Below are 22,587 nucleotides of genomic sequence, written 5' to 3'. Positions count from 1 at the left end.
CAACCCAGGCGCTTTAGCGTGCGGCGTCCGATGTTCCTCGCGGGCGCCGCACAGCCATCGAAGGGAGCAGCGCGCTCATGGTGAACGTGACCGACGGCTACGGATCGAGCATCCTCGGCTATCCGCGAATCGGGCCGCATCGAGAACTCAAGCGGGCACTCGAGGCCTATTGGCGCGGTGCGATCCCGCGCGACGAATTGCTCGCGGTTGGCCGCGACATTCAGGAACGGCAGTTCAACGAACTCGCCGCCACCGGGTTGACCCAGGTCCCCGGCAATACCTTCTCCTTCTACGACCACGTGCTGGACAACGCCCTGCTGTTCGGTGCCGTGCCCGAGCGGTTCGCGCAATATCGTGACGAGCTGGACCCGCTGGACTTCTATTTCCTGATGGCGCGCGGCAATCCGGATGTGCCGCCGCTCGAGCTGGTGCGGTTCTTCGGCACCAACTATCACTACCGGCAGCCGGAATTGGATGCCGACACCGAATTCTCGCTGCACCCCGAGGCGCTGCTCGACGAATTCGACCGGGCCAAGGAACGCGGTATCGAGCTGCGGCCGGTGGTGCTCGGCCCGCTGTCGCTGCTGTTGCTCTCCAAGGCGGGCCAGGTTCCCGGTCGGGACGAGTTCGACACGCTGAAGCTGCTCGACAAGCTGCTCCCGGCGTACGAGCAGCTGTTCGAGATCCTGGCCAAGCGCGGCTCGACCTGCGTGCAGCTGGACGAGCCCGCGTTCACCAGCGAGCGCACGCCCGCCGAGCTCGCCGCGTTCGAGGCTGCCTACCAACGACTTTCGAAGGCGCCGCTGCGCCCGCGCATGCTCGTCACCGGGCAGTACGGCGATTTCGGCGAGGCACTCCGGATCCTGGCGGCCAGCAATGTGGAGGCCATCGGCCTCGACCTGTCCAGCTACCGCATCGCCCCGGAGGACCTCGCGGAGATCCCCGGCATTCGCCGTAAGCGCCTGTACGCCGGTGTGATCAGCGGTCAGAACGTCTGGCGGGCCGACCGGCACGTCACGCTCGAGTACCTGAACCGGCTCGCGCAGGTGTGCCCGGACCTGGTCGTCTCGACCGGGACCACACTGCTGCACGTGCCGTACGACCTGCTCATCGAGTACGACATCCTCGGCAATGTGGCCGACCGGCTCGCCTTCGCGAAACAGAAGGTGGGCGAGGTGGTTTCGCTCGCCAAGGCGCTCACCGACGGCCCGTCGGAGAGCTGGCGCAAGCGGCCGACCGAGGTGCACTTCAAGCAGAAGCACGCTGTGCGGCAACGGGTTTACGCGGTCACGCCGGATATGCGGACGCGTGAGCCCTACCCGGTGCGCCGAACGGCCCAGCAGGCCAAGCTGAACCTGCCGCCGGTGCCCGCCACCACGCTCGGTTCGTTCCCGCAGACCAACAAGATTCGGCAGGCCCGCTACGAGCTCGGCCAGGGCCGGCTGTCCTTCGACGACTACAAGAAGCGGATCGAAGCCGAGATCGAGGCGACGATCCGGCTGCAGGAGGACATCGGCCTCGACGTGCTGGTGCACGGCGAGCATGAGCGCAACGACATGATCCAGTACTTCGCCGAGCTGCTGGACGGCTTCGTGACCACCCACTTCGGCTGGGTGCAGGTGTACGGATCCCGGTGTGTGCGACCGCCGATCCTCTACGGCGACGTGTCGCGGCCCGCGCCGATGTCGGTGGAGTGGATCAGCTACGCCCAGTCGTTGACCGACAAGCCGGTCAAGGGCATGGTCACCGGGCCGGTCACCATGCTCGCCCGCTCGTTCGTCCGGCAGGATCAGCCGCTGCACGAGACCGCCGACCAGGTGGCCCTCGCCATTCGCGACGAGGTGGTGGACCTGGAGAAGGCGGGCATCGCGATCATCCAGGTCGACGAGCCCGCGCTGCGCGAGATGCTGCCGCTGCGGCCGCAGGGCCGGGCGGAGTACCTGCGCTGGGCGGTCGGCGCGTTCCGGCTGGCCACCTCAGGGGTCAAGCCGGAAACCCAGATCCACACGCACATCGGGTATTCCGGCCGGGCCGAGGTGGTCGAGGCGATCGAGGAGCTCGACTGTGATGTCACCGCGATCGTGGCGACCCGCTCGATCGAGTGGGTGGTGAAGGCGCTCGAGGCGGACAGTGGCACCGATCACGGACTCACCCACGGCGTCGGTCCCGGGGTATACGAGAGCCGCTCGGCGCGCATCCCGGACATCGACGAGTTGGACGAATTGCTCACCGCCGCAGCGGAAGCCATCACGCCGGACCGACTATGGGCGAATCCGGACGGTGGGCTGAAGACGCGGCACTACTGGCAGTTGGAGCCGTCGTTGCGCAATCTGGTCGCCGCGGCGCGCCGGGTGCGCCGGCGCGCGCTGGCGAGCGAGTAGGCGAACTACGTTGGCCGCCCCCTGTTTTCGCAGGGGGCGGTTTTCGTTCGAGCCTGCTTTCGGATCGACGGGTCGGTGCCGGTGTGGCCCGTGCGACATCGGCGGTTATGCCTTGTTCGACGTGTCGTGATGTAACCCACTACCGACCTCGCGGTCTGAAGGCGAGGAATACTCGAGGTTGCGGTAGAGTTACCAAAGGCAAGCGTTGATCTTCACGCTCCCTCTCGATCCGTCGTGGATGTCTTACCTTTCGCGTCGGCGCCTCAGCTGGGTGTCAAAACACCGAACGCATGGACAATTGTCCCGCGCAGCGCTGGGGTACACCCCGATGCCTGGAAGGCACACCCACCACATATGACAACCCCTGCTTCGAACCCTGCCCCCACCACGTCGTTCGCCGCTCTCGGAGTCGGCGCGAAGCTGGTCGGCGCCCTCACGGCGAGCGGCATCACCGCTCCCTTCCCGATCCAGGCGGCCACGCTGCCCGACACCCTGGCCGGGCGCGACGTGCTCGCCCGCGGCAAGACGGGTAGCGGCAAGACGCTCGCCTTCTCCATCCCCATGGTCGACCGCCTGGCCGGCGGCGACCGCAAGCCCGGCCGTCGTCCCCGTGGCCTGATCCTCGCCCCGACCCGTGAGCTGGCGACCCAGATCGCCGCCGCGCTCGAGCCGATGGCCACCGCCGCCGGGCTGAAGGTGACCACCATCATGGGTGGCGTTTCCCAGCACCGGCAGGCCAAGGCGTTCTCGGCCGGTGTCGATATCGTCGTCGCCTGCCCCGGCCGGCTCGAGGACCTGATGCGTCAGCGGCTCGTCTCGCTGCAGGACGTGCAGATCACCGTGCTCGACGAGGCCGACCACATGGCCGATCTCGGCTTCCTGCCCGCGGTGACCCGCATTCTCGCGGCCACGCCGAGCGGTGGGCAGCGGCTGCTGTTCTCTGCGACGCTGGACAACGGCGTCAACAAGCTGGTCAAGCAGTTCATGCGGAACCCGGCCAACCACTCCGTAGACACGGTGGACTCGCCGGTGCCCGCGATGACCCACCACGTCTTCGAGGTCGGTGGCGCCGATGCCAAGCGGATCCTGGTGGAGACCCTCGCGGCCGGATCCGGGCGCCGGATCCTGTTCATGCGCACCAAGCACCAGGCGCGCAAGCTCGCCAAGCAGCTGACCACCGTCGGCATCCCCGCGACGGACCTGCACGGCAATCTCTCGCAGGTCGCCCGCGACCGCAACCTGGCCGCCTTCACCAACGGCTCGGCCCGGGTGCTCGTCGCGACCGATATCGCGGCGCGCGGCGTGCACGTCGACGATGTCGAGCTGGTTGTGCACGTCGATCCGCCGGCCGAGCACAAGGCGTACCTGCATCGCTCCGGGCGTACCGCTCGCGCGGGCAGCTCCGGTGACGTCGTCACCGTGGTGCTGCCGGAGCAGCGCCGCGACGTCGCGACGCTGCTGCGCAAGGCGAACATCAACGTTTCTTCCCAGCGGGTGACCGCTGATTCGGCGCCGGTGACGGCACTGGTCGGCACCATCGCGCCGCGGGTCGCGCCGAGCGCGGTGCCCGTGACGTCGAACGCCGATACCCAGGGCAACCGGAACCGTCGTGGTGGTGGCGATCGCCGCTACGGCGCGCCTGCCGGCCAGGCACGCGGCCGTGGCGAGCGCGGTCCGCGCGATGGCGCCGCTGCCGGTGGCCAGCCGCGTATCCGCGCCGCGCGTGGTACCGATGACGCCGCATCGCGCGGTGCCGCCGGTGGTCAGTCGCGTGGTCGCGGTGGGCGTGGTGCCGGTGACGGCGCACCGTTCGCCGCCGGTGGTCAGCCGCGCAGCCGGAATGGTCGTGGCGGCAACGGTGCCGCGGCCCATGGCTTCGATGCCGCGACCCGTTCCGCCCGAACCGGAGCGCCGCGCACTCGCACCGTCGCGACCCGTGAGCAGGCGCCTGCCGTTCGCGTCGGCCGGTAGTAGTTCCATAGCTGAAAGGCCAAGGCCGTCTTCCCTTTACGGGAAGGCGGCCTTCGTCGATCAGTGGAGTGCTGAGTCGAATTGTGTGCGCAGTACGGCGAGGAAGACCTCCAGTGGGTCGTTCCAGTCGCCGTTCGTGTGGGTCACCACGACGCGCCCGCCGTCATGGCTGCCCATCGCCCAGGTCCACGAGCCCATGGTGGCCCCGGCCAAGCCGTAAACCGTTGTGCCGCCTGGTAGTTGTTGCTCGAACACGCCTAGGCCGTACCGGGTATCCGCGACCCACTCCGCACCCTCGGTCGAGACGGTGGTCCACATCTCGCGCTGCTGGGCGGGTGGCAGCAACCGCCCGGTCAGCAGCGCGTGCAGGAAAACCTGCAGGTCTCCGGTGGTCGAGATCATGTCCCCGGCAGCGCCCGACCAGGTTTGGTCGCCCTCGGTGAGGTCGTAGATCTCGGCCCTCCTGTGCGGCGATCGCCAGCAGTAGGTGTTGCGCCTCGACGGTCGCCGAACCGTCCCGCTGTGCCTCGCCGCTGCCCTCGGTGATGACCGCGTGCAGGTATTCGTCGAATGGGGTCATGATCAGCGCCTCCTCAGGCTGACGCCGGCCGCGATGAGCCGCTTGGCGTGCTGGGTCGTACTGTCGAGTTGTGGGAGCAAACAACGACCAATGGCCCGATGCACTGCCGGTAGCGCAGGTTCGGATCGCTCGGCCGACAGACCAGCTCGACGCGGTGGTGCGGTTTTATGTGGCGGTTCTCGGGCTACGTGAGCTGTTCCGATTCGAGGACCACGCTGGCTACCGCGGGGTGATGGTCGGGCTGCCGGGGACCGGCTATCACCTCGAATTCACGACTCATGTGGACGGCAGTCCCGGCGCTGCGCCGAGTGCGGAGAACCTGCTGGTGTTGTACTTCGCCGATGCGGCGCGGATGTCCGACGTCGCGCGGCGACTCACCGAGGCCGGTGTCGAGCCGGTCGAGGCGGAAAATCCGTACTGGACTGCCAACGGCGGCTTGACCTTTCCCGACCCGGACGGCTGGCGGGTGGTCTTGATGCCGCGGCCGGTGTTCTGACGGCTCAGTGGTTCAGGGCGGCGACGCCGAGCATGAGCGCCGCACCCGCCACGGTGCAGGCCAGGGTGAGCCGGGACGGGTGCACGGCGTGCGCCTCGGGCAGGATGTCTGCGGTTGCCAGGTAGAGCAGGAAGCCCGCGAAGTAGCCGAGGTAGAGCCCGACCACGCTCTGGGGGACGTGGATCAGGGTGCCGAGTATCGCGCCGACGACGGGGGCGATGGCGTCGAGCGCGAGCAGCGTCAGCGCCCGCTTGCGCGCGTTGCCGTAGAGGGTGGAGATGGTGAAAGTGTTGAAGCCGTCGGCGAAGTCGTGCGAGATGACCGCGATGGCCACCGCGGCGCCGACGGTGGCGCCTGCCTGGTAGCCGAGGCCGATGCCGATGCCGTCCAGCAGGCTGTGAAAGATCAAGCCCGCCGCGGCAAGTAGGCCGACGGACTCGAAACCGTGTGTGTGCGTGCCGAATTCCTGCTCGTGCCCGGTGTGGATGGCGACCGCGCGCTCGATGACGTGGATGGTGAGAAACCCGACCACCGCGGTGATCAACGCGGCGGGCACCCCGAGCACGTGTTGACTGGACTGTTCCAGCGCCTCGGGCAGCAGATCGAAGAAGACCACGCCGAGCATCACCCCGGCGGCCAGGCCGAGCACCAGATGTTTGCGGTCGCCGATGCGGACCGCGACGAAGCCGCCGACCAGCGTGGCGCACATCGACACCAGCGCCAGCAGAATCGCCATCGTTCCAGCATGGGTGATCGGCACGGGCGGGAACGTTAGCACGGGCCGACAAGTTCGCCGCGCGGTCGCCTGGTGCCGGTCAGGCCGCGGCGAGCCCCTCGGCCAGCGCGCGCAGACCCGCGGCGATGGTCTCGGCGGAGGGTGCGTTGGCGGGATCGACCAGCCATTGGATGAGCAGCCCGCCGATCATGGTCTGCAACACCGCGCCGACCGCGGGATCGGGTGTCGCGCTGTCGAAGACGTGCGAAAGTGCTTCGCGCGCTTGGCCTTGCGCGGTACCGAGTTCGGTGCGCAGCTCGGGGGAGTGCAGCGCCTGCACGAAACTCTCGATATTGGCGGACCAGAGCAGTCGTTCCTCGGTGAACGAGGCGATCAACTGCCGGAGGAAGGCGCGCAGGCGGGCGGCCGGGTCCGCGGTGTCGTCGGCGGGCAGGGAGTCGAGGATGGCCTGCACCGCGGTCGCGCTCGACTCCATCATGGCCTGGCTGAGCAGCTTGTCGCGGGTGCCGAAGTGGTAATTGATCGCGGCCAGATTGGTCCCGGAGGCGGCGACGATGTCGCGCACGGTGGTGCGCGCGTAGCCGCGTTCGGCCAGGCACTGCTTGGCCGCGGCGAGGAGGTCGTCTCGGGTTCCCACCTCCGCACGATAGCAGCAAGGCATACGTGTGTTTGTGACGACTGTTTCAAACACATGTTTGTGACAGGTGTTTGAAACGTGCGTATGGTCGAGGCATGACCGCAAATCGACCTATTTCCCCCTTCGAGTCCACGTTCTTCGGTACCGATACCAAGCTCGGCAGCGTGCCGACCGGTGGCATGCCGCTGTACATCGGCTCGACCGTGCACGGTGCGCTCGATCCCGAGGTCCTGCGCCGAGTCCTCGGCGAACTGGCCGCCATCCATCCGCTGCTGCACAGCAAGGTGGTGACCGAGGCCGACGGCACGATGTACTTCCGCCGCGACGACGACTATCGCCCACGCCTGGACATCGCGGACGGCGACGAAGCCGACTATCTGCGGCTGGTGAACGGTCCGCGCGACTGGACCGACGGGTTGTTCCGCGCCGAGTTGCTCCGCGCGGGCGAGCGCCAGCAGCTCGTGTTGATCATCCATCACGGAATCGCCGATGGCCGATCGGCTTTCGCGCTGCTCGCGGAGCTGTGGCGGCGTTACACCGCAGACATCACGGGAAGGCCACTGCCGGTTGGTGATTCGGACCAGTCGTTGCCCGAGGCTATGGATACTCGCCTAGCCGAGGTGTTTTCCGATGCCGAGGTGGCCGAGTTCCTGGAGCTTGCCCGCGCGGGCGTGACGATGATCGACCCCGCGGCGGTCCTGCGTCGGCTGCCCGACGACGGAGACGGCATCGGCGGCGACCCGCTCGGCCGCTTCGCGGTGCGGCGCATCGAGTTGGACGCTACCGAAACCGGTGAGCTGGTCGATTCCGCTCGTATGCAAGGCATCTCGGTCAACAGCTTGCTCGCCGGCGCCGCGTTGGCCGCGTTCCGGACGGAACTCGAACCGGCCACCGGTGCGCTGCCGATGATCTGCGGGCACGCGGTGGACGTCCGCGGCGAGCTGACGCCGCCGGTGCCCGCGCACACGATGGTGAATTTCGCGTCGGGTGTCGGCACGTCGGTGGAGGTCGAACCGGACCAGAGCCCGATCGGCCTGGGTCTGCTCGTGGCCGCAGGCATGCAGGCCGCCGCGGCACGGCAGGACGCGGGCCGATTCCTGCTGGCCGCACAGCGCGTCACGGATCCGGCGACAGCTGCCGTGTTCGCGGCTCCACCCACGCTGGCCATATCCAATATCGGCCGCCTGCCCGCACATTCGACACCGGCGGGTGTCCGGCACGTGCGCGACGACGTCTACGCGATGGGCCCGGGCATGCCGCCGAAGCTCACCGTCTTCACCGTCGGTGATCGGCTCACCATCCAGGTCGAGCACGACACCGCGCAGCACAGCCGTGCGCAGCTTGGCAGGGTCGCGCTGGCGCTGATCGAGCAGCTGCGCCGGTGCGCGACTACTCGCCCGTCGGCCGATCTGCGCCGGTGAACCGAATGGTCAACTGGCGGGCCCACTTTCGATGGGGCTTCGGCGGTGCCGGCGGCAGCGGCGCGTCGTGGTCGACATCGGTCTGCACCTCGTAGCGCCGGATGTAGGCCCCGGCGAAGGCCTGCACGGTCGCGGTGACCGGAATGGCGAGCAGGGCACCGGTCGCGCCGAGTAGGGCCGCGCCGGCCAGTACCGCGCCGAAGGCGACGGCCGGATGCATGTCCAGCGTGGTCGCGGTGATTCTCGGTTGCAGCACATAGTTTTCGAACTGCTGGTACACCACGATGAAACCGAGGATCCACAGCGCGTCGGAGGGGCTGTGCACCAGCGCGACGATGACCGGCAGCGCGCCGGCCAGGTAGGTGCCGACCGTCGGGATGAACTGCGAGACGACACCGACCCACAGCGCGAGCGCGAAGGCCGACGGCACATCGAGCACGCGCAACGCGACATAGTGCGCGATGGTCGACGCGAGCGCGAGCAAGCCGCGCGAGTAGATGTAGCCGCCGGTCTTCTCCACCGCGATATCCCAGGCGCGCAACACATGTCGTTGCTTGCGCGGCGGCAGCAGCGAACACACGGCGTTGCGGAAACGCGGGCCGTCGGCGGCGAAGTAGTAGGTGAACAGCAGCACGCCGAGCGACTGGAAGACCACGCCGACCGTGCGGGTGCCGATGTCCCAGGCGTTTCCGGCCGCGCCTTCGAGGTACTTGCTCCAGCCGCTGGTGTATTTCTCGATATCGGTGCCGGACAGGTTCGTCTTGAAGGTGCGGTTGATCCAGTCGATGCCCTGGTCGGCGTACTGCGGCGCGTTGTTGACCAGGGTGGTGACCTGATCGATCAGCAAGGAGCCGAGCGCCCAGAAGAAGCCGACGACGACGGTGGCCAAGACGAGAAAGACCACCCCCGTGGCGAGTCCGCGCTTCATCCCGCGCCGCGCGAGCGCGTTCACCGCGGGCTCGATGGCGAACGCCAGGAACAGCGAAACCAGCAAAATGGTCAGCAAACCCTGCAGCCGGGTCAGCGCCCAGAAGCCCGCGAACAACCCGGCCACCGTGGCAGCGGCAAGCAGGAACGCCCGCAACAGCCACGGCGGCGGACCGGCCGTCATCTCCGCGGTAACCACGGCCTCGCCGGAGGGTGCCGCCGACGCATCGGTGGTCCGTGTCGCGTTGTCATCTTCATCCGCAGGCACCACGTCAACGTACCCGGCACCCCCGGATATGCCCCACATCCCGAGGACCTACGCGACAACTGATTTCTATCGCACATGGGTAACTCGTCGGGCACGGGCTAACCCGATCCAACCCTCCCACCGCCGGTCGCCAACGCTACTGCCGTGGCACCTAAGTCTGGCCTGAATACCCGGAGAGGCGGGGGAGCTTTCTCTTACATGGTGGAGACGTCGATGACGAAGCGGTAGCGGACGTCGCTGGCCACCACGCGGTCGTAGGCGCCGTCGATCTCGTCGGCCGAGATCACCTCGATCTCCGCGCCGATGCCGTGCTGGGCGCAGAAGTTCAGCATCTCCTGGGTCTGCGCGATGCCGCCGATCATCGAACCGGCCAGCGAGCGGCGGAAGCCCGCGATGGTGAACGGCTTGATGCTCATCGGGTTTTCCGGAAGCCCGAGGATCACCAGGGTGCCGTCGAGATTCAGCATCTTCAGGTAGTCGTCGATCGGCAGGTCGGCCGAGACGGTGTTGAGGATGAGGTCGAACTTGCCCCGCAGCTCGCGGAAGGTCTGCCGGTCGCTGGTCGCGTAGTAGTGGCTCGCGCCGAACAGCTTGCCGTCCTCCTGCTTGCTCAGCGAGTGGCTGAGCACGGTGACCTCGGCGCCGAGCGCCGCCGCGATCTTCACCCCGACGTGCCCGAGTCCGCCCATGCCGATGATGGCGACCTTCTTGCCGGGCCCGGCGTTCCAGTGCCGCAGCGGGGAGAACAGGGTGACGCCCGCGCACAGCAGCGGCGCCGCCTGGTCGAGCCCGATCCCCTCGGGGATGCCGAGGACGAAGTTCTCGGTCACCACGATCTGGGTGGAGTAGCCGCCCATCGTGTAACCGTTGGATTGGACCGCCGGATCCACCGCGGTGTTGTAGGTCATGGTGGCGCCGCGGGTGCAGTACTGCTCCTCATTGGCCAGACACGGCCCGCATTTACCGCAGGAATTCACCATGCAGCCCACGCCGACGCGGTCGCCGACCTGATATTTGCTCACTTCGGATCCGACCGCGGCGACCAGACCCGCGATCTCGTGGCCGGGCACCACGGGGTATTTGGTGCCACCCCACTCGTCGCGGGCGGTGTGAATGTCGGAATGGCAGATGCCCGCGTATTTGACGTCGATCAATACGTCGCGCGGACCGAGGTCCCTGCGCTCGATCGTCACCTTCTCGAATGCGCCATCGGAAGCGGATAGGGCGTACGCGGCAGCAGTTGTCATGCATACATGCCTACCGCCGCATGCGGTCAGTTGCCAAACACGACGCATAACGGACATGCCTGAATTTTCGATATGCGGGTATTTCGGCGGTGATCAGCGCGATCCGGACCGTTTTCTGATCTACGGTGAAGATCTCCGGCCACAATGGAATTCGCAGGCACCGAGGCGGAGAACGATGAATGAGCAACGGGTTGGGGGCCGCGCGCCGGCGTTGATCGTCGCCGCGCTGCTTGCCGTGGCCGGATTTCTCGGTTATCGGGGTGAGTTGCCCGGCTGGCCGAGCGGGGCGAGCGAGGTCGCCGCGCCGATCGTCGAGCAGGCCCCGCCGCCGCTCGATCCGGCGGCCGTCGCCGCCGCCGTCGACCCGGCGCTGGTGGATATCAGCGCCTCGGCCAAGCCGTTCGGGCTCGGCGCCGCCGGGTCCGGCATCGTGCTCACCGCGGACGGCCAGGTGCTGACCAGCCATCACGTGGTCAAGGGCGCGGACACGGTGACCGTCACCGATGTCGGCAACGGGCGTGATTACGACGCCATCGTGCTGGGATACGACTCCGATGCCGATATCGCGCTGCTCGCGCTGTCGGGTGCGGCCGGTCTGCCGACCGCGCGGATCGGCAGCTCGGCCGGCGCGCGGGTGCGTGACGAGGTGCTGGCGATCGGCAACGCGGGCGGGGTCGGCGGCACCCCGACCGCGATCCAGGGCACGCTCACCGATCTGGACAGCACCATCGTCGCGCTCAATTCCGCCGACCTGTCCCGCAAGCCGCTCCGCGGGATGCTCGAGGTCGCCGCGGCGGTCACCTCCGGGCAGTCCGGTGGGGCGCTCGCCGATCGCGAGGGCGCGGTGATCGGGGTGATCGCCGCGGCGTCGGGCGATGCGGCGCGCGCGGTGAGCAGGCCGCCGAACGGTTACGCGGTGCCGATCGATACCGCCATGCGAGTGGTCGAGCAGATCCGCTCCGGGACACCCACCGAGACCGTGCACATCGGTCCGACCGCGACCCTCGGCGTGCTGACCACCGACGCGAAAACCAGTGGGGCACGGATCGATATGGCGGTCTACGGGCTACCGGCCTACGCGGCCGGGCTGACCAACGGCGAGGTGATCACCTCGGTGGACGGGCACCCGATCGGCTCGGCCCGCGCGCTGCACGCGGCGATCAACGTGCACAAGCCCGACGACACGATTCGACTCGAAATCCTCGATCCCGCGGGTGCCCGGCGCACGGTCACCGTCGTGCTCGCGCTCGGCACGCCGAACTAGCGCTCGGCGCGCCGAACTAGACCAGCGACAGCCAGTAATCCTGGAAGCGCAGGAAGATCAGCAGCAGCACCACCGCGTAGAACAGCGCGACGAGGGTCCACCGCCACTCCGCGAGGATCCGCAGCGGGCCGCGTGACCCGCCCCAGAGCTGATCGGTGACCACCGCGAGCAGCGGGGTGATGATCGCCCACACCACCATGCAGTACGGGCACAGCGCGTTGATCCGGTACAGGCTCTGGAAGATCAGCCAGCCGATGAACCCGACACCGAGCAGCAGCCCGAGCCACAGCCCGCCCCAAATCCAGCGCGGCAACCCCACCCCGGCCACCGACAGCACCGCGAGGGTGACCAGCACGGAGAAGCCGACGATGCCGATGATCGGGTTCGGGAACCCGAAGACCGCGGCTTGCTTGGTCACCATCACCGACCCGCAGGACAGGATCGGATTGATGCTGCACGAGGGGGTGTAGCCCGGATCGGTGAACAGCTTGAACCGTTCGATGGTCAGCACCACCGCGGCCAGCCAGCCGGCCAGCCCGCCGAGGAGAAGTATCCAGGCGGCCCGGGGCGGGGCGGCCTGGATCACTGCGCCGTGGCGGCGGCGATCACCGGTGCGAGGCCGCCGGGGCCCATGAGCTCCTGGCTCGACTGGATCTGCTTGCCGTTGACGAAGACCGACGGTGTCGACTTGATGCCGTTCTTGAGCACGTCATCGGTGCGGGCCTGGATGTACTTGTCGTACTTCACATCCGTGACGCAGCTCGCCACCGAATCCGGGTAGCCCGCGTCCTTGGCGATCTGGACCAGCTTGTCGTTGGTCAGGCCAGCGCCGCCCTCGGCGGGCTGCTGGGCGAACATCGAGGTCAGCCAGGCCATGTACTTGGTCGGGTCCGCCTCGGCGACGCAGTACGAGGCGTTCGCCGCGCGGGTCGAGTAGCGGGTGGTCGACGCCTTGTCGAGGAACGCGATCACGTTGTATTCGACCGCGACGGTGCCGTTCTTCACGTTCTCGTCGAGCACCTGGGAGTTGGCCGCCTCGAACCCCTTGCACGCGGGGCACTGCAGGTCGGCGACGACCCGGACGGTCACCTTCGCGTCGGGCTTGCCGATGCGGATCGAGCCGTTGTCGGTGATCGTGCCGGTAATGCCCGCGGCGTTCTGGTTCACGGCCGCCGGAATCGCCGGGCTGGCGCCGGGGTCGTCCTTGCGGGCCTTCTTCACCGCGACACCGATGCCGATCGCCGCGATGAGCGCGATCAATACCGCGGCCACCGCCACCTGAATGAAGATCTTGCGGTTGCGCTCGCTGCGATCCGCCGCCAGCAGCGGGTTCTTCTTCCCACCCGGGTTCTTGCTCACCGTGCGTTCACCACGCCTTTCGCTCGCCTGCCGGTACCTGCCGCCACGATCGTAGAGCTGGAAACTGATCCCCGCGTTGGCGGCCTCGCGCCTGCGCTGCTCGCAAGCGCTCTGATCGGGCCCCGGCCACATCATCGTGGGTGAACCTGAGAGATTCCGAAATATCGGGCGCCGACGTGGCCGTGGGTATCGCCCGGATGTCGTACCTACCGGGTAGGAATGGTTGGGTGACTGTCCTCGGCGCCGTATTTCGTCCACAGAATCCGCCCGAGCGGCTGCGCGCGGCGGCCCGTACCGCGGAGGCGGCCGGGCTCGAGCAGCTGTGGCTCTGGGAAGACTGCTTCCTGGAGAGTGGAATAGCCAGTGCCGCAGCGGTTCTGGCCTGGACCGAGCGGCTGCGGGTTGGCATCGGACTGTTGCCGGTGCCGCTGCGGAATGTAGCGCTGACGGCGATGGAAGCCGCCACTCTCGACCGGTTGTTCCCTGAGCGACTGCTGCTCGGTGTCGGCCACGGCGTGCAGGACTGGATGGGGCAGGTGGGCGCGCGGGTCGATTCCCCAGTCACGTTGCTCGGCGAATACCTGGACGCGTTGCGCGCGTTGCTCGCAGGCAAACGGGTCACCACCTCCGGTCGCTACGTGCGGCTCGACGAGGTGGCGCTCGATTGGCCGCCGCTCGCGCCGCCGCGGATCTATGCCGGTGCGCGGGGTCCGCGGTCGATTCGCCTGTGTGGGTCGCATGCCGATGGGACGCTGCTGGATTCGATCACCGACGCCGACGGAGTGCGTGCCGCGCGAGCGCTGATCGATGAGGGACGCGCCGCGGCTGGGCGCACCGACGAGCACGTGCTCGTCGCGAGTCTGCTCGCGGTTACGGGCCCCGGCGCCGAGGCCAGGCTTGCCGCCGAACGGACGCCCAACCACGCGCCGGGTGCGGGCATCGCCGGTGACGCGCACGCGGTGGCCGCCGCCGTCCAGCGACTGGTCGAAGCAGGCGCGGATACCGTCATCATCCAGCCCGCTGCGGACGAGCCGGACCCTGAAGCCTTCATCCGCTTCGTCGCCGAGGACGTTCGCCCGCTGGTGTAACGGCGTCAGGCGTCGGCGAGGCGGCGCTTCTGCTCCTCGACGTCGAATTTCGCCGGGGGCCATTCGAGGTCGAGTCGTTCCAACGCGTCGATGAGCAGTTCGGTGACCGCGAGGCGGGAGAACCACTTGCGGTCGGCCGGGATCACATGCCACGGGGCGTAATCGGTGTCGGTGCGGTCCAGCATGGCTTGATAGGCCTCTTGATAGGCGGGCCAGTAGGCACGCTCGTCGATGTCGGACGGATTGAACTTCCAGTATTTGTCCGGACGTTCCAGCCGCTCCATCAGCCGCTTCTTCTGTTCGTCGAGCGAGACGAACATGGCGACCTTCACCACCGTGGTGCCCTTGTCGACGAGTTTGCGCTCGAAGGTGTTGATCTCGTCGTAGCGCGGTTCCCACTCCTTTTTCGGGACGAGGTCGTGCACCCGCACCACCAATACGTCCTCATAGTGCGAGCGGTCGAACACGCCCAGTTGCCCGCCGCGCGGCAGCGCCTTGCGGATGCGCCACAGGAAGTTGTGGCGCTTCTCCTCGTCGGTGGGCACGCCGAACGCGTAATGGTCGACGCCCTGCGGGTCGACCGAGCCGATGACGTGCCGGACGATGCCGCCTTTGCCCGCGGTGTCCATGCCCTGCAGCACCAGCAGCACGCTGCGTGAATCACCGGACCGCCCATTGGCATAGAGCCGTTCCTGCAGCGCCGAGAGCACCTCGGTGCGTTCGGCAAGCAATGCCTGGCCTGCCGCCTTGTCGCCCTTGAAGCCGGGCGTGCCGTTGGTGTCCAGGTCAGCGATCCGCAATCCATCGGCTTCGAGTGCCTCGGTGGCCGGAACGGACCACTGCTTCTTCGCCATCTCCCACAACTACCACAGCGGAGACCCGGCTCAGCGGATGTGCGCGAGACTGATCAGCTGGGCCGCGAAGTCGTCGTCGGAGACCGGGGTGAGGATGAGGTCCTGCGACGTGGTCAGCAGGTAGCGCCCGTCGCCGGTGAAATCGAGCCAGGTGCGGTGCCGGGTGGGTGGGGACATCGGATTGTCCGGCTCCACGGTGACCGTCAGGAAACCGCGCCCGTCGACCGGCTTGCGCAGGGTCTGGCGGAAGCGGGCGGCGGCGCGATGGCCGTTGGTGCGGAACTGCTCGTCGCGATCCGGGCCGAGCACCGCGTCCTGCGGTTCGCGCATGGTGCCGAGCTTGCCCGGCTGGGCCGGGCCGATGATCTGCACCAGGCGCTCGCCGACCTGACGGGCATGGCACATCAGCACCGTCACCTTGTCGGGTGTGGCGACCAGGATGCCCGCGTGATTGTGCACCACCGCGGCGAAGGCCAGGATGCGCTCGGTGTCCGCGCCGCTGCCGTTGCGCGGGGGCGAGCTTCGGTCGCCGGAAACGGTGAGGGTGGTGGCGTCGGAACGGCCGCACAGCATGAGGGCGGCGGCCAGATCCGGGTCGGCCTGGCGGGCGAAGCGCTGCGGCAAACGCAGTGCGGCGTACTCGGATTCGGTGCGCACGGTGGCGGCGGGCACCATGTTGACCGGGTACGGCCTGCGGTCGAGGCTGGTTTCGTTTTCCCAGACGTGTGAGAACTCGTCCGGGGTGAGCACCCATTTCACTGTGCGGCGCCCCCGTCGCCCGAAGGCCGGGGTCCGTCGGGGGGTGGGGTGAAGCGCGGCACATGGTTGCCGGTGGCGGGCATGGTCGGGGCGTAGACGTAGGTCATGGTGTCCCGGACATCGGCCTCGATATCGGCCGCGGCACTGTCGTGTGCCATCCGCCGTTTGCCGCCGTAGACCGCCTCGGCCGCCGGGTCGTCCAGCGGCCGGTACGGTAACGGCGGCGGGATGGCGCCCCGGATCGTTTGCGCGGCATCGCAATTCAACTCCATCAAGCGCGCGACGGTGCGGCATACCTCGTGTGCCGCGGTACCGGCGAGGACGAACTCCCTGGTGGCCCGCAATGCGGCGTCGGCGGCGCGGCCCGACCAGTGCGCGAATTCCCGGTTGGCGACGTCGGAAAAGGCTTGGAACGCTTCGGCGAGGGTGTCCGCGTTGGCTTGCCAGGCCGCCGACGCTTGGCCGAGCGCGGCCGGGTTCAGTGCCTCGTGGACGAGGTCCCAGATCTCCTGGTGGCTATACGAACCGAAGCGTTCCCGATCCGGCGCGTAGGCGGGATCGGTTGCGCCGGTGGTTAATCCGGCCAGTTCGCGGCGGATGGTCTCGGCGGCCGCGCGGGCCGCGGGATCTGCCATGGCGGCCCCCTCAGCCCGCTCGGTGCTTGGTCATCGGGCCTCTAGGTGCTCGGCGACCAGCTCGATGGCGGCCTTGTTCGCGGCTTCGGCGTCGGCGAATCTCTTGCCTGCCGCCAGATAGGCGGCCTTGAAGAGCAGCGCGGTTTCCTGGAAGGCCGCGAGGGTGTCCAGGTATTGCCCGCCCTTGTCGTCGAAGCCGCGAGTAAGGCCTTGTCCGCTCGGCAGATTCGGGAATCCCGTCACGTCGGTGACGAGATGTCCGGTGGCCATGGCGTGGTGTAGGTCCTCGACCAGCTTGTCGCAAGCGGCAGCGAGGTTTTCGGCGACGTCGGGCGCCAGCTCGAAGAGTTGACCTCGGCCTGCGCCGGTGGCCGCCGCGTACAGTTGCCTCGCCGTCCCCTGCCCGGTGTCCGGTACCGCCATCTGGGAACCCCTTCTGCTGGTCCAGTCCGTAGCGCCGTACTGGGTGGGCACTCTACCGGGCGGTAACGCCCGCCGGGACCTGGTTGGCCGTGCGCTCCCGCTGTGATGTGGGGCACGATTGTTACACTCACCAGTGGCCTGAGGCGGTGTGCGCAGAGAGGCGACCGGTGCCTGAAATCGACGAAGTGCTGCCGAAATATCTGCGGATATCGGGGTACATCCGCGATCGGATCGAGCGCGGTGAGCTCGCGCCCGGTGACGAGGTGCCGTCCGAACGTGAGCTCGCCGCGCAGTGGAAGGTGGCAAGGCCGACTGCCGCCAAGGCGCTGAATACGTTGCGGCAGCAGGGGATTGTGGAGTCGCGGCGTGGCTCCGGAACCTATGTGGTCGACCGGTCCGATGGTCCGGCCATGGGCGAGCGGGTGCCGAATTACGGTTCGGCCTACGCCGAGAGCGCGTCGATCACCATGCTCGAAGCCGCGGTCGTCACCGCGCCCGACCAGGTCGCCGAGCTGCTCGGCCTGCCGAGGGGGAGTGCGGCGCTGATGCGGAAGCGGTTGATCGGCAACGGATCTCGCGTCGCCGAGCTGGCGACCTCCTGGTTCGCGGGCGACCTCGCCGAGGTCGCGCCCCGGCTGCTGCGCGCCGAGCGGCTCTCCGACGGCACGCTGCGCTACCTCGAATCGGTGACCGACCGCCGGGTGGCCTATCTGCGCGATCGGGTCGGCGCCCGGCTCGCCACCGCCGACGAGCGGCGCCAGTTCGGGCTCGCCAGGCCGGCCGCGGTGCTGGTCTATCAGCTCACGCTGCACACCGCCGACGGCACGGTGCTCCAGCTCGACGAGATCGTGCACCCGCCGGACGAGTGGAAGTTCCAACAGGAGTATTCCAGCAGGTCATAGCCACTTTTTCGGCATTGACACCCACGCGCGACGAATGGCATAGTCCGCCTATCGACACTGGCATAGCGCAAGGGTGGGAGGTGCGATGTTCGATCAGTTGACCATCGGTGGCTGGGTGATCGTCGACGAGCACTGCTCGGTTCGGCGTGCACCCCTCCAGCGCGACGACTACTTGACTTTCGTCTTCGAAAGCGGCGGAAACGAATTCGAATTCGCGCTGGCGCCGGAGATGTTTCGTCGCATGGTCGACCTCGCCGCCGCCCCGCCCGGCCAGGACGAGCCGGACTGATCGGGTGCGTGCCGAGTGCCTTCTCGCCGGGACCGAGTCCGCGGCGAGCGGGCATTTCTCTCATCCTGATCTCAGATCGAGGTCGATATTCTGGGCAAATGAGCACACTCCCGAGCACATTGGTGACGGTTGTCGAGGACGTGGACTCGGTGACGACGGTGGGCGGCGAGGACGATCCGGCGGCGGCCGGGCTGTCGGCGCGAGCCGTCGAGGCACTGTGGGAGTCGGTGCGGGACTGGTATCGGATGGGGACGACGCCCGCGATTCAGGTGTGCGTGCGGCGCGACGGGAAGATCGTGCTGAACCGGGCTATCGGGCACGGATGGGGAAATGCGCCGAGGGACGCGGCGGATGCGGTGAAGGTGCTCGCGACGCCGGAGACGCCGTTCTGTGGCTTCTCCACGGCGAAAGGGGTTGCGGCGGCACTGATGTTCATGCTGATCGAGCAGGGTGCGTTCCGGCTCGATGATCCGGTGTGCCAGTACATTCCGGAGTTCGCGGCCAATGGTAAGGCGCGGATCACCATCGGCCAGGTGCTGTCGCATTCGGCGGGCGTGCCGTTTGTCACGCCGCCCTACAAAGGGTTCGAGTTGGTGGTCGACGAGGAATTGGCCGTGCGAGGATTGGCCGACCTGGTCCCTAGTTGGCCGCCGGGACGATTCCGGATTTATCACGCGATGACGAGTGGGCTGATCCAACGGCTGCTAGTGCAGCGGGCGACCGGGAAACGGATGCGCGAGCACCTCGCCGAGCAGGTGCTCGAGCCATTGGGGTTCCGCTGGAACAACTTCGGGGTGCGGGCCGAGGACGTCGACCAGGTCGTCGCCGGGGTGAAGACCGGGCCCGGGCCGTCAAGCATATCGAAGTTTCTGGCGCGCAAGGCGCTCGGCGGCGGGATGAGCGGAGCGGTCTCCGATGCCGCGACCCGGAGCTTCCTCACCGCCGAACTCCCGTCGGGCAATCTGGTCACCACCGCATTCGAATTGTCGCGCTTCTACGAAATCCTCGCGCGCGGAGGGGAACTGGACGGCGTTCGGATCATGCGGGCGAGCACGTTGCGCGATGCGATACAACCGGCCAACCGGATCCCAGGCCTCGCCGGACGGGTGAGCCGCGCCGGTTTCGAACTGGGCGGGCGCCGATCGAAGTTCGGAGGCAACACCCAGACACACTTCGGCCGCAGCGGACTGACCACCCAGTACGGCTGGGCCGACCCGGCCCGCGGCCTGTCCGGCGCCATCCTGACCAGTGGCAAGGCGACCACCGACACGCAGCGACCCTGGCAACTGGTTGCGCAGATCTCCGGCACCATCGCGCCCACCGCCGAGCCGACCTGGCTGTGAATCACCGCGAGTCCTCCCGTCGCCTGCCGCGCACTGGGTGACCTGCCGCACCCAAAACCGCTGGCAATTCCCTGCGCGTCAGCACAACTCGTGCGCCCCAGCGGCTGACCGGCCCACTTCGTCTCGCCGAAACACGCCCTAGTCGCGTCCGCTTGGTCCGGCAAGCCCATGGAAGTAGGGCGGCCGGAATGGTGACTTTTGCGTATCGAAATTGGACATTCGGCCGATAGAGACTGGAGTGCGGTGCGCGCGCTCGTTCGTCGATGGAGGTTTGACTATGTCGCAGTGGAGGAGAAGGCCGCGCACGATGCGGCAGTCGGTCATGCTGGCCGCCGTGGCCGGGACGTTGGTGCTTGCTCCCGCAACACTCGTTATACCGGCATTCGCCACCCCCGATCAGAGTCCCACCGCGCCCACCACCGCCGCGCCGGTAACCACCGCCCCGCCGGCGACCACGGCCGCGCCGATCACCACGGCCCCGCCGATCACCACGGCACCCCCGGTCACCACCCCGCCGGTAACCACCGAACCACCGGTCACCACGCCACCGGTCACCACCGAACCACCCGTCACGACCCCCTCCTTCCCGAAGCCACAAGATCCCGATGACGGCTACGGCCCCGACGGCTTCGACACCTTCGGTTATGACCGATTCGGTTTCGACCGATGGGGCTACGACAGGTGGGGCTACGACCGCTCCGGCTACGACCACTCCGGCTACGACAGGTGGGGTTACGACCGGCAGGGCTACAACGCCGACGGCTACACCGAAAAAGGCTGCGCCCGAACCGGTGCTGACCGCCCCGACGCCGACCACGCCGCCTGCGACCTACGCCGAGCCCGCCCCGCCACCGGCAGCGCAGGCAGCTGAACCGCCCCCCTCAGATGCCCGCAACTTTTTGCGCAACCCGCTCACACGCCTCAACCAGCGGGCAGCCACCACTCCTCACACAAGCACCAGAATCCGCACCCTAACTCGGGATCCGCAGGCCCTATTCCGAGTGCGGACCCCGAGTAAGAGTGCGGATCGAGGCGGTACTACTCGGGGCGGGTGGCGCTGACGTACTGCAAAAGCCGGTGTACGTCCTGTTCGATGTCGACCAAGCCCGCCGCGGCGAAGAGGTCGGGGAAGGTTCTGGTGTCGAAGACGCGCAGGCCACTCCAGCCGCCGACGACGCGGCTGGCGTCGCCGAACGGATTGTCCGCGCGATAGCTGGTGGTGATCGCGATGCGGCCGCCCGGTGCGAGCACTCGGAGCATTTCGCGGGTGGCGCCGATCGGGTCGGGGATCAGGTAGAGCGCGCCGAAGCAGCACACCGCGTCGAAGGTGCCGTCCGCGAACGGGAGTACGCGGGCGTCGCCGCGCAGATAGCCGACGCGCGGGCCCGTGTTGTCGGCGACGGCGCGGGCCAGCATCGGTTCCGAGTAGTCGAGGCCGATGGCGAAGCCGTCACCGGTCAGCGCGGTGCTCAGGTGGTGGGTGAAATTGCCGGGCCCGCAGGCGATGTCGAGCACCTTCTTGGCGCCGTCGAGGCGCAGCGTGCTGACGGCGTCGCGGCGATCGGACTCCGTCGTGCGCCCGCTGGCCAGGTAGAATAGTGCGGGCCGCCAAGCCCGCTCGTACACCGCGGCCAGCGCGGGATGGTTCATGGTGCGTCGCGCCAGGTTCATCGGTGCTCCTCGTCGTGCACAGTCGCGGGCGGGGCGGATCTCGGTGAACTCGCACCGAAATCCGCCCGCCGCATCGTCTTTCAGGCCCGCGCGACCTCGATGGTCATCCCCGCCGCCCGCAGCCGCTCGGTGAGCGCGTCGCCCATCGCCGCCCCGGGGGTGAGGATGCCCGCCAGCTCGGGCTGCTTGTCGGTGTCGAAGGCCAGCGACAGACCGCTCTCGCCGAGCAGCACCGCGGTCGCCTTGTAGCCGGGGTCGCCCTGGCCGGAGAAGGTCGCCACGTACTTGGCGCCCGACGAGGTACGAGTGAACGTCTTCATCGCGAACCAGCCACTGTCGCGGGCTTTTTCGCTCGGACCGGTGCCCGGCTTGGGCAGCACCCGGTCGAGCAGCTTGCGGCCGATCGACACCCGGGACAGCACCGCACCCGTCGCCATGCCCGCGACGATGCCGCCTGCGATACCCGCGGCGACCAGCGGCGCGGCGGGCGACTTGCCCGCGCTCATCACCTCGCGGTAGCGGAAGTTCTTGCCGTACACCCAGCCGAGCAGGCCGTTGGTCCGGCGCACGATCTTGGTGTTGTGCTGTGCCATGACGAACGTGCTCACCCAGCCGTCGAGGCTCGGGTCGATGGTGTTGGCCCGCGACAGCGCCTGGTCCGATTGACGGCCGACGTCGGGGTCCATCGTCTTGTCCGGGCTCAGCGAATACGGGTGCGAGAGCACCGATCCCTTCTTCGGGTCGGCGGCGATCGCCTCCATCATCGCCCGGCCCGAGTCGATGGTGCCGCCGCTGACGCCGCCCTTGAGCGATGCGACCAGCGTGGTCTCCTCCAGCTCGCCGGTGTTGTCCTCGAGCGAGCGCTTGTACAGCTGGTACACGCTCAGGTCCGACGGAATCGAGTCGTACCCGGCGGAATTCACGATCTTCGCGCCGGTCGCGACGGCCTGCTCGTGGTACTGGTCGATCGCGTCCCGGATGAACAGCGGCTCACCGGTGAGGTCGGCGTAGTGGGTGCCCGCCTTCGCACAGGCGGCGACCAGCGGCAGCCCGTAGCGCAGGTACGGGCCGACCGTGGTGACCACGACCTTGGTCCGCGCGGCCAACGCGGCGAGCGCGGCCTCGTCGGTGGAATCGGCGACCACCAGCCCCCAGTCGGCGGCGGCCGGACCGAGCTCGGTGCGGACCTTGGTGAGCTTGTCCAGCGAGCGCCCGGCCAGCGCGATGCGCGCCGCCTCGGGGGCGGCGGTGAGCAGGTACTGCGCGGTCAGCTTGCCAACGAAACCCGTTGCGCCGAAAAGAATGAGGTCGAACTCGCGATTGTCTGCCATGGTCG

At 68.1% G+C, this 22,587-nt stretch carries 22 protein-coding genes and 1 pseudogene; 10 read left to right on the top strand and 13 right to left on the bottom strand.

Going from position 1 to position 22,587, the window contains the following annotated elements:
* Positions 1 to 77: 77 nt before the first annotated feature.
* Together metE and ACIBCN_RS11255 are read left to right on the top strand one after the other, a co-directional pair.
* Positions 78 to 2,381 carry a 5-methyltetrahydropteroyltriglutamate--homocysteine S-methyltransferase gene (metE, locus tag ACIBCN_RS11260; RefSeq protein WP_396991389.1) on the top strand — a complete coding sequence of 768 codons (2,304 nt, stop codon included), beginning with the start codon at positions 78 to 80 and terminating at the stop codon, positions 2,379 to 2,381.
* 354 nt (positions 2,382 to 2,735) lie between these two features.
* A complete protein-coding gene (locus tag ACIBCN_RS11255; RefSeq protein ID WP_396991388.1) occupies positions 2,736 to 4,352 on the top strand; it encodes a DEAD/DEAH box helicase in 1,617 nt (538 codons plus the stop codon).
* A gap of 60 nt (positions 4,353 to 4,412) precedes the next feature.
* On the opposite strand, the pseudogene ACIBCN_RS11250 reads toward ACIBCN_RS11255, so the two are convergent.
* Positions 4,413 to 4,838 (bottom strand): annotated as a pseudogene (locus tag ACIBCN_RS11250) (serine hydrolase); the annotation flags it as partial.
* Positions 4,839 to 5,002: 164 nt separating this feature from the next.
* Between ACIBCN_RS11250 and ACIBCN_RS11245 the strand changes: the two are divergent.
* Positions 5,003 to 5,428: a VOC family protein gene (locus ACIBCN_RS11245; RefSeq protein ID WP_396991387.1), complete on the top strand. Its 426-nt coding sequence runs from the start codon at positions 5,003 to 5,005 to the stop codon at positions 5,426 to 5,428.
* Between the two features lie 4 nt (positions 5,429 to 5,432).
* Here the strand turns inward: ACIBCN_RS11245 and ACIBCN_RS11240 are convergent, their stop codons facing one another.
* Together ACIBCN_RS11240 and ACIBCN_RS11235 are read right to left on the bottom strand one after the other, a co-directional pair.
* Positions 5,433 to 6,164 (bottom strand): ZIP family metal transporter, encoded by a 732-nt coding sequence (locus ACIBCN_RS11240; protein ID WP_396991386.1) that lies wholly within the window; start codon positions 6,162 to 6,164, stop codon positions 5,433 to 5,435.
* A 79-nt stretch (positions 6,165 to 6,243) separates the two neighbouring features.
* The gene (locus tag ACIBCN_RS11235) at positions 6,244 to 6,801 is read right to left on the bottom strand and encodes a TetR/AcrR family transcriptional regulator (RefSeq protein ID WP_396991385.1); all 558 of its coding nucleotides are present in this window, start codon (positions 6,799 to 6,801) and stop codon (positions 6,244 to 6,246) included.
* Positions 6,802 to 6,896: 95 nt separating this feature from the next.
* Between ACIBCN_RS11235 and ACIBCN_RS11230 the strand changes: the two genes are divergently transcribed.
* On the top strand, positions 6,897 to 8,222 hold the full coding sequence (locus tag ACIBCN_RS11230; RefSeq protein ID WP_396991384.1) for a hypothetical protein: 1,326 nt from the start codon (positions 6,897 to 6,899) through the stop codon (positions 8,220 to 8,222).
* On the opposite strand, the gene ACIBCN_RS11225 is transcribed toward ACIBCN_RS11230, so the two are convergent.
* A complete protein-coding gene (locus ACIBCN_RS11225) occupies positions 8,191 to 9,417 on the bottom strand; it encodes an AI-2E family transporter (protein ID WP_396991383.1) in 1,227 nt (408 codons plus the stop codon). The two genes, ACIBCN_RS11230 and ACIBCN_RS11225, sit on opposite strands and share 32 nt — an antisense overlap.
* Positions 9,418 to 9,611: 194 nt before the next feature.
* Positions 9,612 to 10,664, bottom strand: a complete 1,053-nt coding sequence (locus ACIBCN_RS11220; RefSeq protein WP_396991382.1) for an NAD(P)-dependent alcohol dehydrogenase — start codon at positions 10,662 to 10,664, stop codon at positions 9,612 to 9,614.
* 175 nt (positions 10,665 to 10,839) lie between these two features.
* Between ACIBCN_RS11220 and ACIBCN_RS11215 the strand changes: the two genes are divergently transcribed.
* Positions 10,840 to 11,928: a S1C family serine protease gene (locus ACIBCN_RS11215; protein ID WP_396991381.1), complete on the top strand. Its 1,089-nt coding sequence runs from the start codon at positions 10,840 to 10,842 to the stop codon at positions 11,926 to 11,928.
* Between the two features lie 16 nt (positions 11,929 to 11,944).
* Here ACIBCN_RS11215 and ACIBCN_RS11210 read toward each other — a convergent pair whose 3' ends face one another.
* Both ACIBCN_RS11210 and ACIBCN_RS11205 read right to left on the bottom strand, forming a co-directional pair.
* Positions 11,945 to 12,511, bottom strand: coding sequence for a vitamin K epoxide reductase family protein (locus ACIBCN_RS11210; RefSeq protein ID WP_396991868.1), 567 nt, complete (start codon positions 12,509 to 12,511; stop codon positions 11,945 to 11,947).
* Positions 12,511 to 13,422 carry a DsbA family protein gene (locus ACIBCN_RS11205; protein ID WP_396991380.1) on the bottom strand — a complete coding sequence of 304 codons (912 nt, stop codon included), beginning with the start codon at positions 13,420 to 13,422 and terminating at the stop codon, positions 12,511 to 12,513. The genes ACIBCN_RS11210 and ACIBCN_RS11205 overlap by 1 nt, the downstream gene beginning before the upstream one ends.
* A gap of 92 nt (positions 13,423 to 13,514) precedes the next feature.
* Between ACIBCN_RS11205 and ACIBCN_RS11200 the strand changes: the two genes are divergently transcribed.
* On the top strand, positions 13,515 to 14,375 hold the full coding sequence (locus ACIBCN_RS11200) for an LLM class flavin-dependent oxidoreductase (RefSeq protein ID WP_396991379.1): 861 nt from the start codon (positions 13,515 to 13,517) through the stop codon (positions 14,373 to 14,375).
* 5 nt (positions 14,376 to 14,380) lie between these two features.
* Here the strand turns inward: ACIBCN_RS11200 and ACIBCN_RS11195 are convergent, their stop codons facing one another.
* Genes ACIBCN_RS11195 through ACIBCN_RS11180 form a run of 4 tightly spaced genes read right to left on the bottom strand, consistent with a single transcriptional unit; the run spans position 14,381 to position 17,046 of the window.
* Positions 14,381 to 15,229, bottom strand: a complete 849-nt coding sequence (locus tag ACIBCN_RS11195; protein WP_396991378.1) for a polyphosphate kinase 2 family protein — start codon at positions 15,227 to 15,229, stop codon at positions 14,381 to 14,383.
* 30 nt (positions 15,230 to 15,259) lie between these two features.
* Complete coding sequence (locus ACIBCN_RS11190) at positions 15,260 to 15,979, bottom strand: ESX secretion-associated protein EspG (RefSeq protein WP_396991377.1); 720 nt, start codon at positions 15,977 to 15,979, stop codon at positions 15,260 to 15,262.
* Positions 15,980 to 15,984: 5 nt separating this feature from the next.
* The gene (locus ACIBCN_RS11185) at positions 15,985 to 16,623 is read right to left on the bottom strand and encodes a hypothetical protein (RefSeq protein ID WP_396991376.1); all 639 of its coding nucleotides are present in this window, start codon (positions 16,621 to 16,623) and stop codon (positions 15,985 to 15,987) included.
* A gap of 30 nt (positions 16,624 to 16,653) precedes the next feature.
* Positions 16,654 to 17,046 carry a hypothetical protein gene (locus ACIBCN_RS11180; protein WP_396991375.1) on the bottom strand — a complete coding sequence of 131 codons (393 nt, stop codon included), beginning with the start codon at positions 17,044 to 17,046 and terminating at the stop codon, positions 16,654 to 16,656.
* A gap of 167 nt (positions 17,047 to 17,213) precedes the next feature.
* Between ACIBCN_RS11180 and ACIBCN_RS11175 the strand changes: the two genes are divergently transcribed.
* The 4 genes from ACIBCN_RS11175 to ACIBCN_RS11160 all read left to right on the top strand — a co-directional run bounded on the left by ACIBCN_RS11175 (position 17,214) and on the right by ACIBCN_RS11160 (position 20,451).
* Positions 17,214 to 17,948, top strand: coding sequence for a GntR family transcriptional regulator (locus ACIBCN_RS11175; protein ID WP_396991374.1), 735 nt, complete (start codon positions 17,214 to 17,216; stop codon positions 17,946 to 17,948).
* Positions 17,949 to 18,033: 85 nt separating this feature from the next.
* The gene (locus ACIBCN_RS11170) at positions 18,034 to 18,237 is read left to right on the top strand and encodes a hypothetical protein (protein ID WP_396991373.1); all 204 of its coding nucleotides are present in this window, start codon (positions 18,034 to 18,036) and stop codon (positions 18,235 to 18,237) included.
* Positions 18,238 to 18,335: 98 nt separating this feature from the next.
* A complete protein-coding gene (locus ACIBCN_RS11165) occupies positions 18,336 to 19,580 on the top strand; it encodes a serine hydrolase (RefSeq protein ID WP_396991372.1) in 1,245 nt (414 codons plus the stop codon).
* Between the two features lie 307 nt (positions 19,581 to 19,887).
* Positions 19,888 to 20,451: a hypothetical protein gene (locus tag ACIBCN_RS11160; protein ID WP_396991371.1), complete on the top strand. Its 564-nt coding sequence runs from the start codon at positions 19,888 to 19,890 to the stop codon at positions 20,449 to 20,451.
* A 167-nt stretch (positions 20,452 to 20,618) separates the two neighbouring features.
* On the opposite strand, the gene ACIBCN_RS11155 is transcribed toward ACIBCN_RS11160, so the two are convergent.
* Complete coding sequence (locus ACIBCN_RS11155; RefSeq protein WP_396991370.1) at positions 20,619 to 21,251, bottom strand: class I SAM-dependent methyltransferase; 633 nt, start codon at positions 21,249 to 21,251, stop codon at positions 20,619 to 20,621.
* 80 nt (positions 21,252 to 21,331) lie between these two features.
* Entirely contained in the window at positions 21,332 to 22,582 is a 1,251-nt protein-coding gene (locus tag ACIBCN_RS11150) for a saccharopine dehydrogenase family protein (protein ID WP_396991369.1), read from the bottom strand.
* Positions 22,583 to 22,587 lie beyond the last annotated feature (5 nt).

The sequence above is a fragment of the Nocardia sp. NPDC051052 genome, assembly GCF_044456045.1.
GTDB lineage: Bacteria > Actinomycetota > Actinomycetes > Mycobacteriales > Mycobacteriaceae > Nocardia.
The sequence above is the reverse complement of the archived record's forward strand: the minus strand, read 5'-3'. Positions and strand labels throughout refer to the sequence as shown.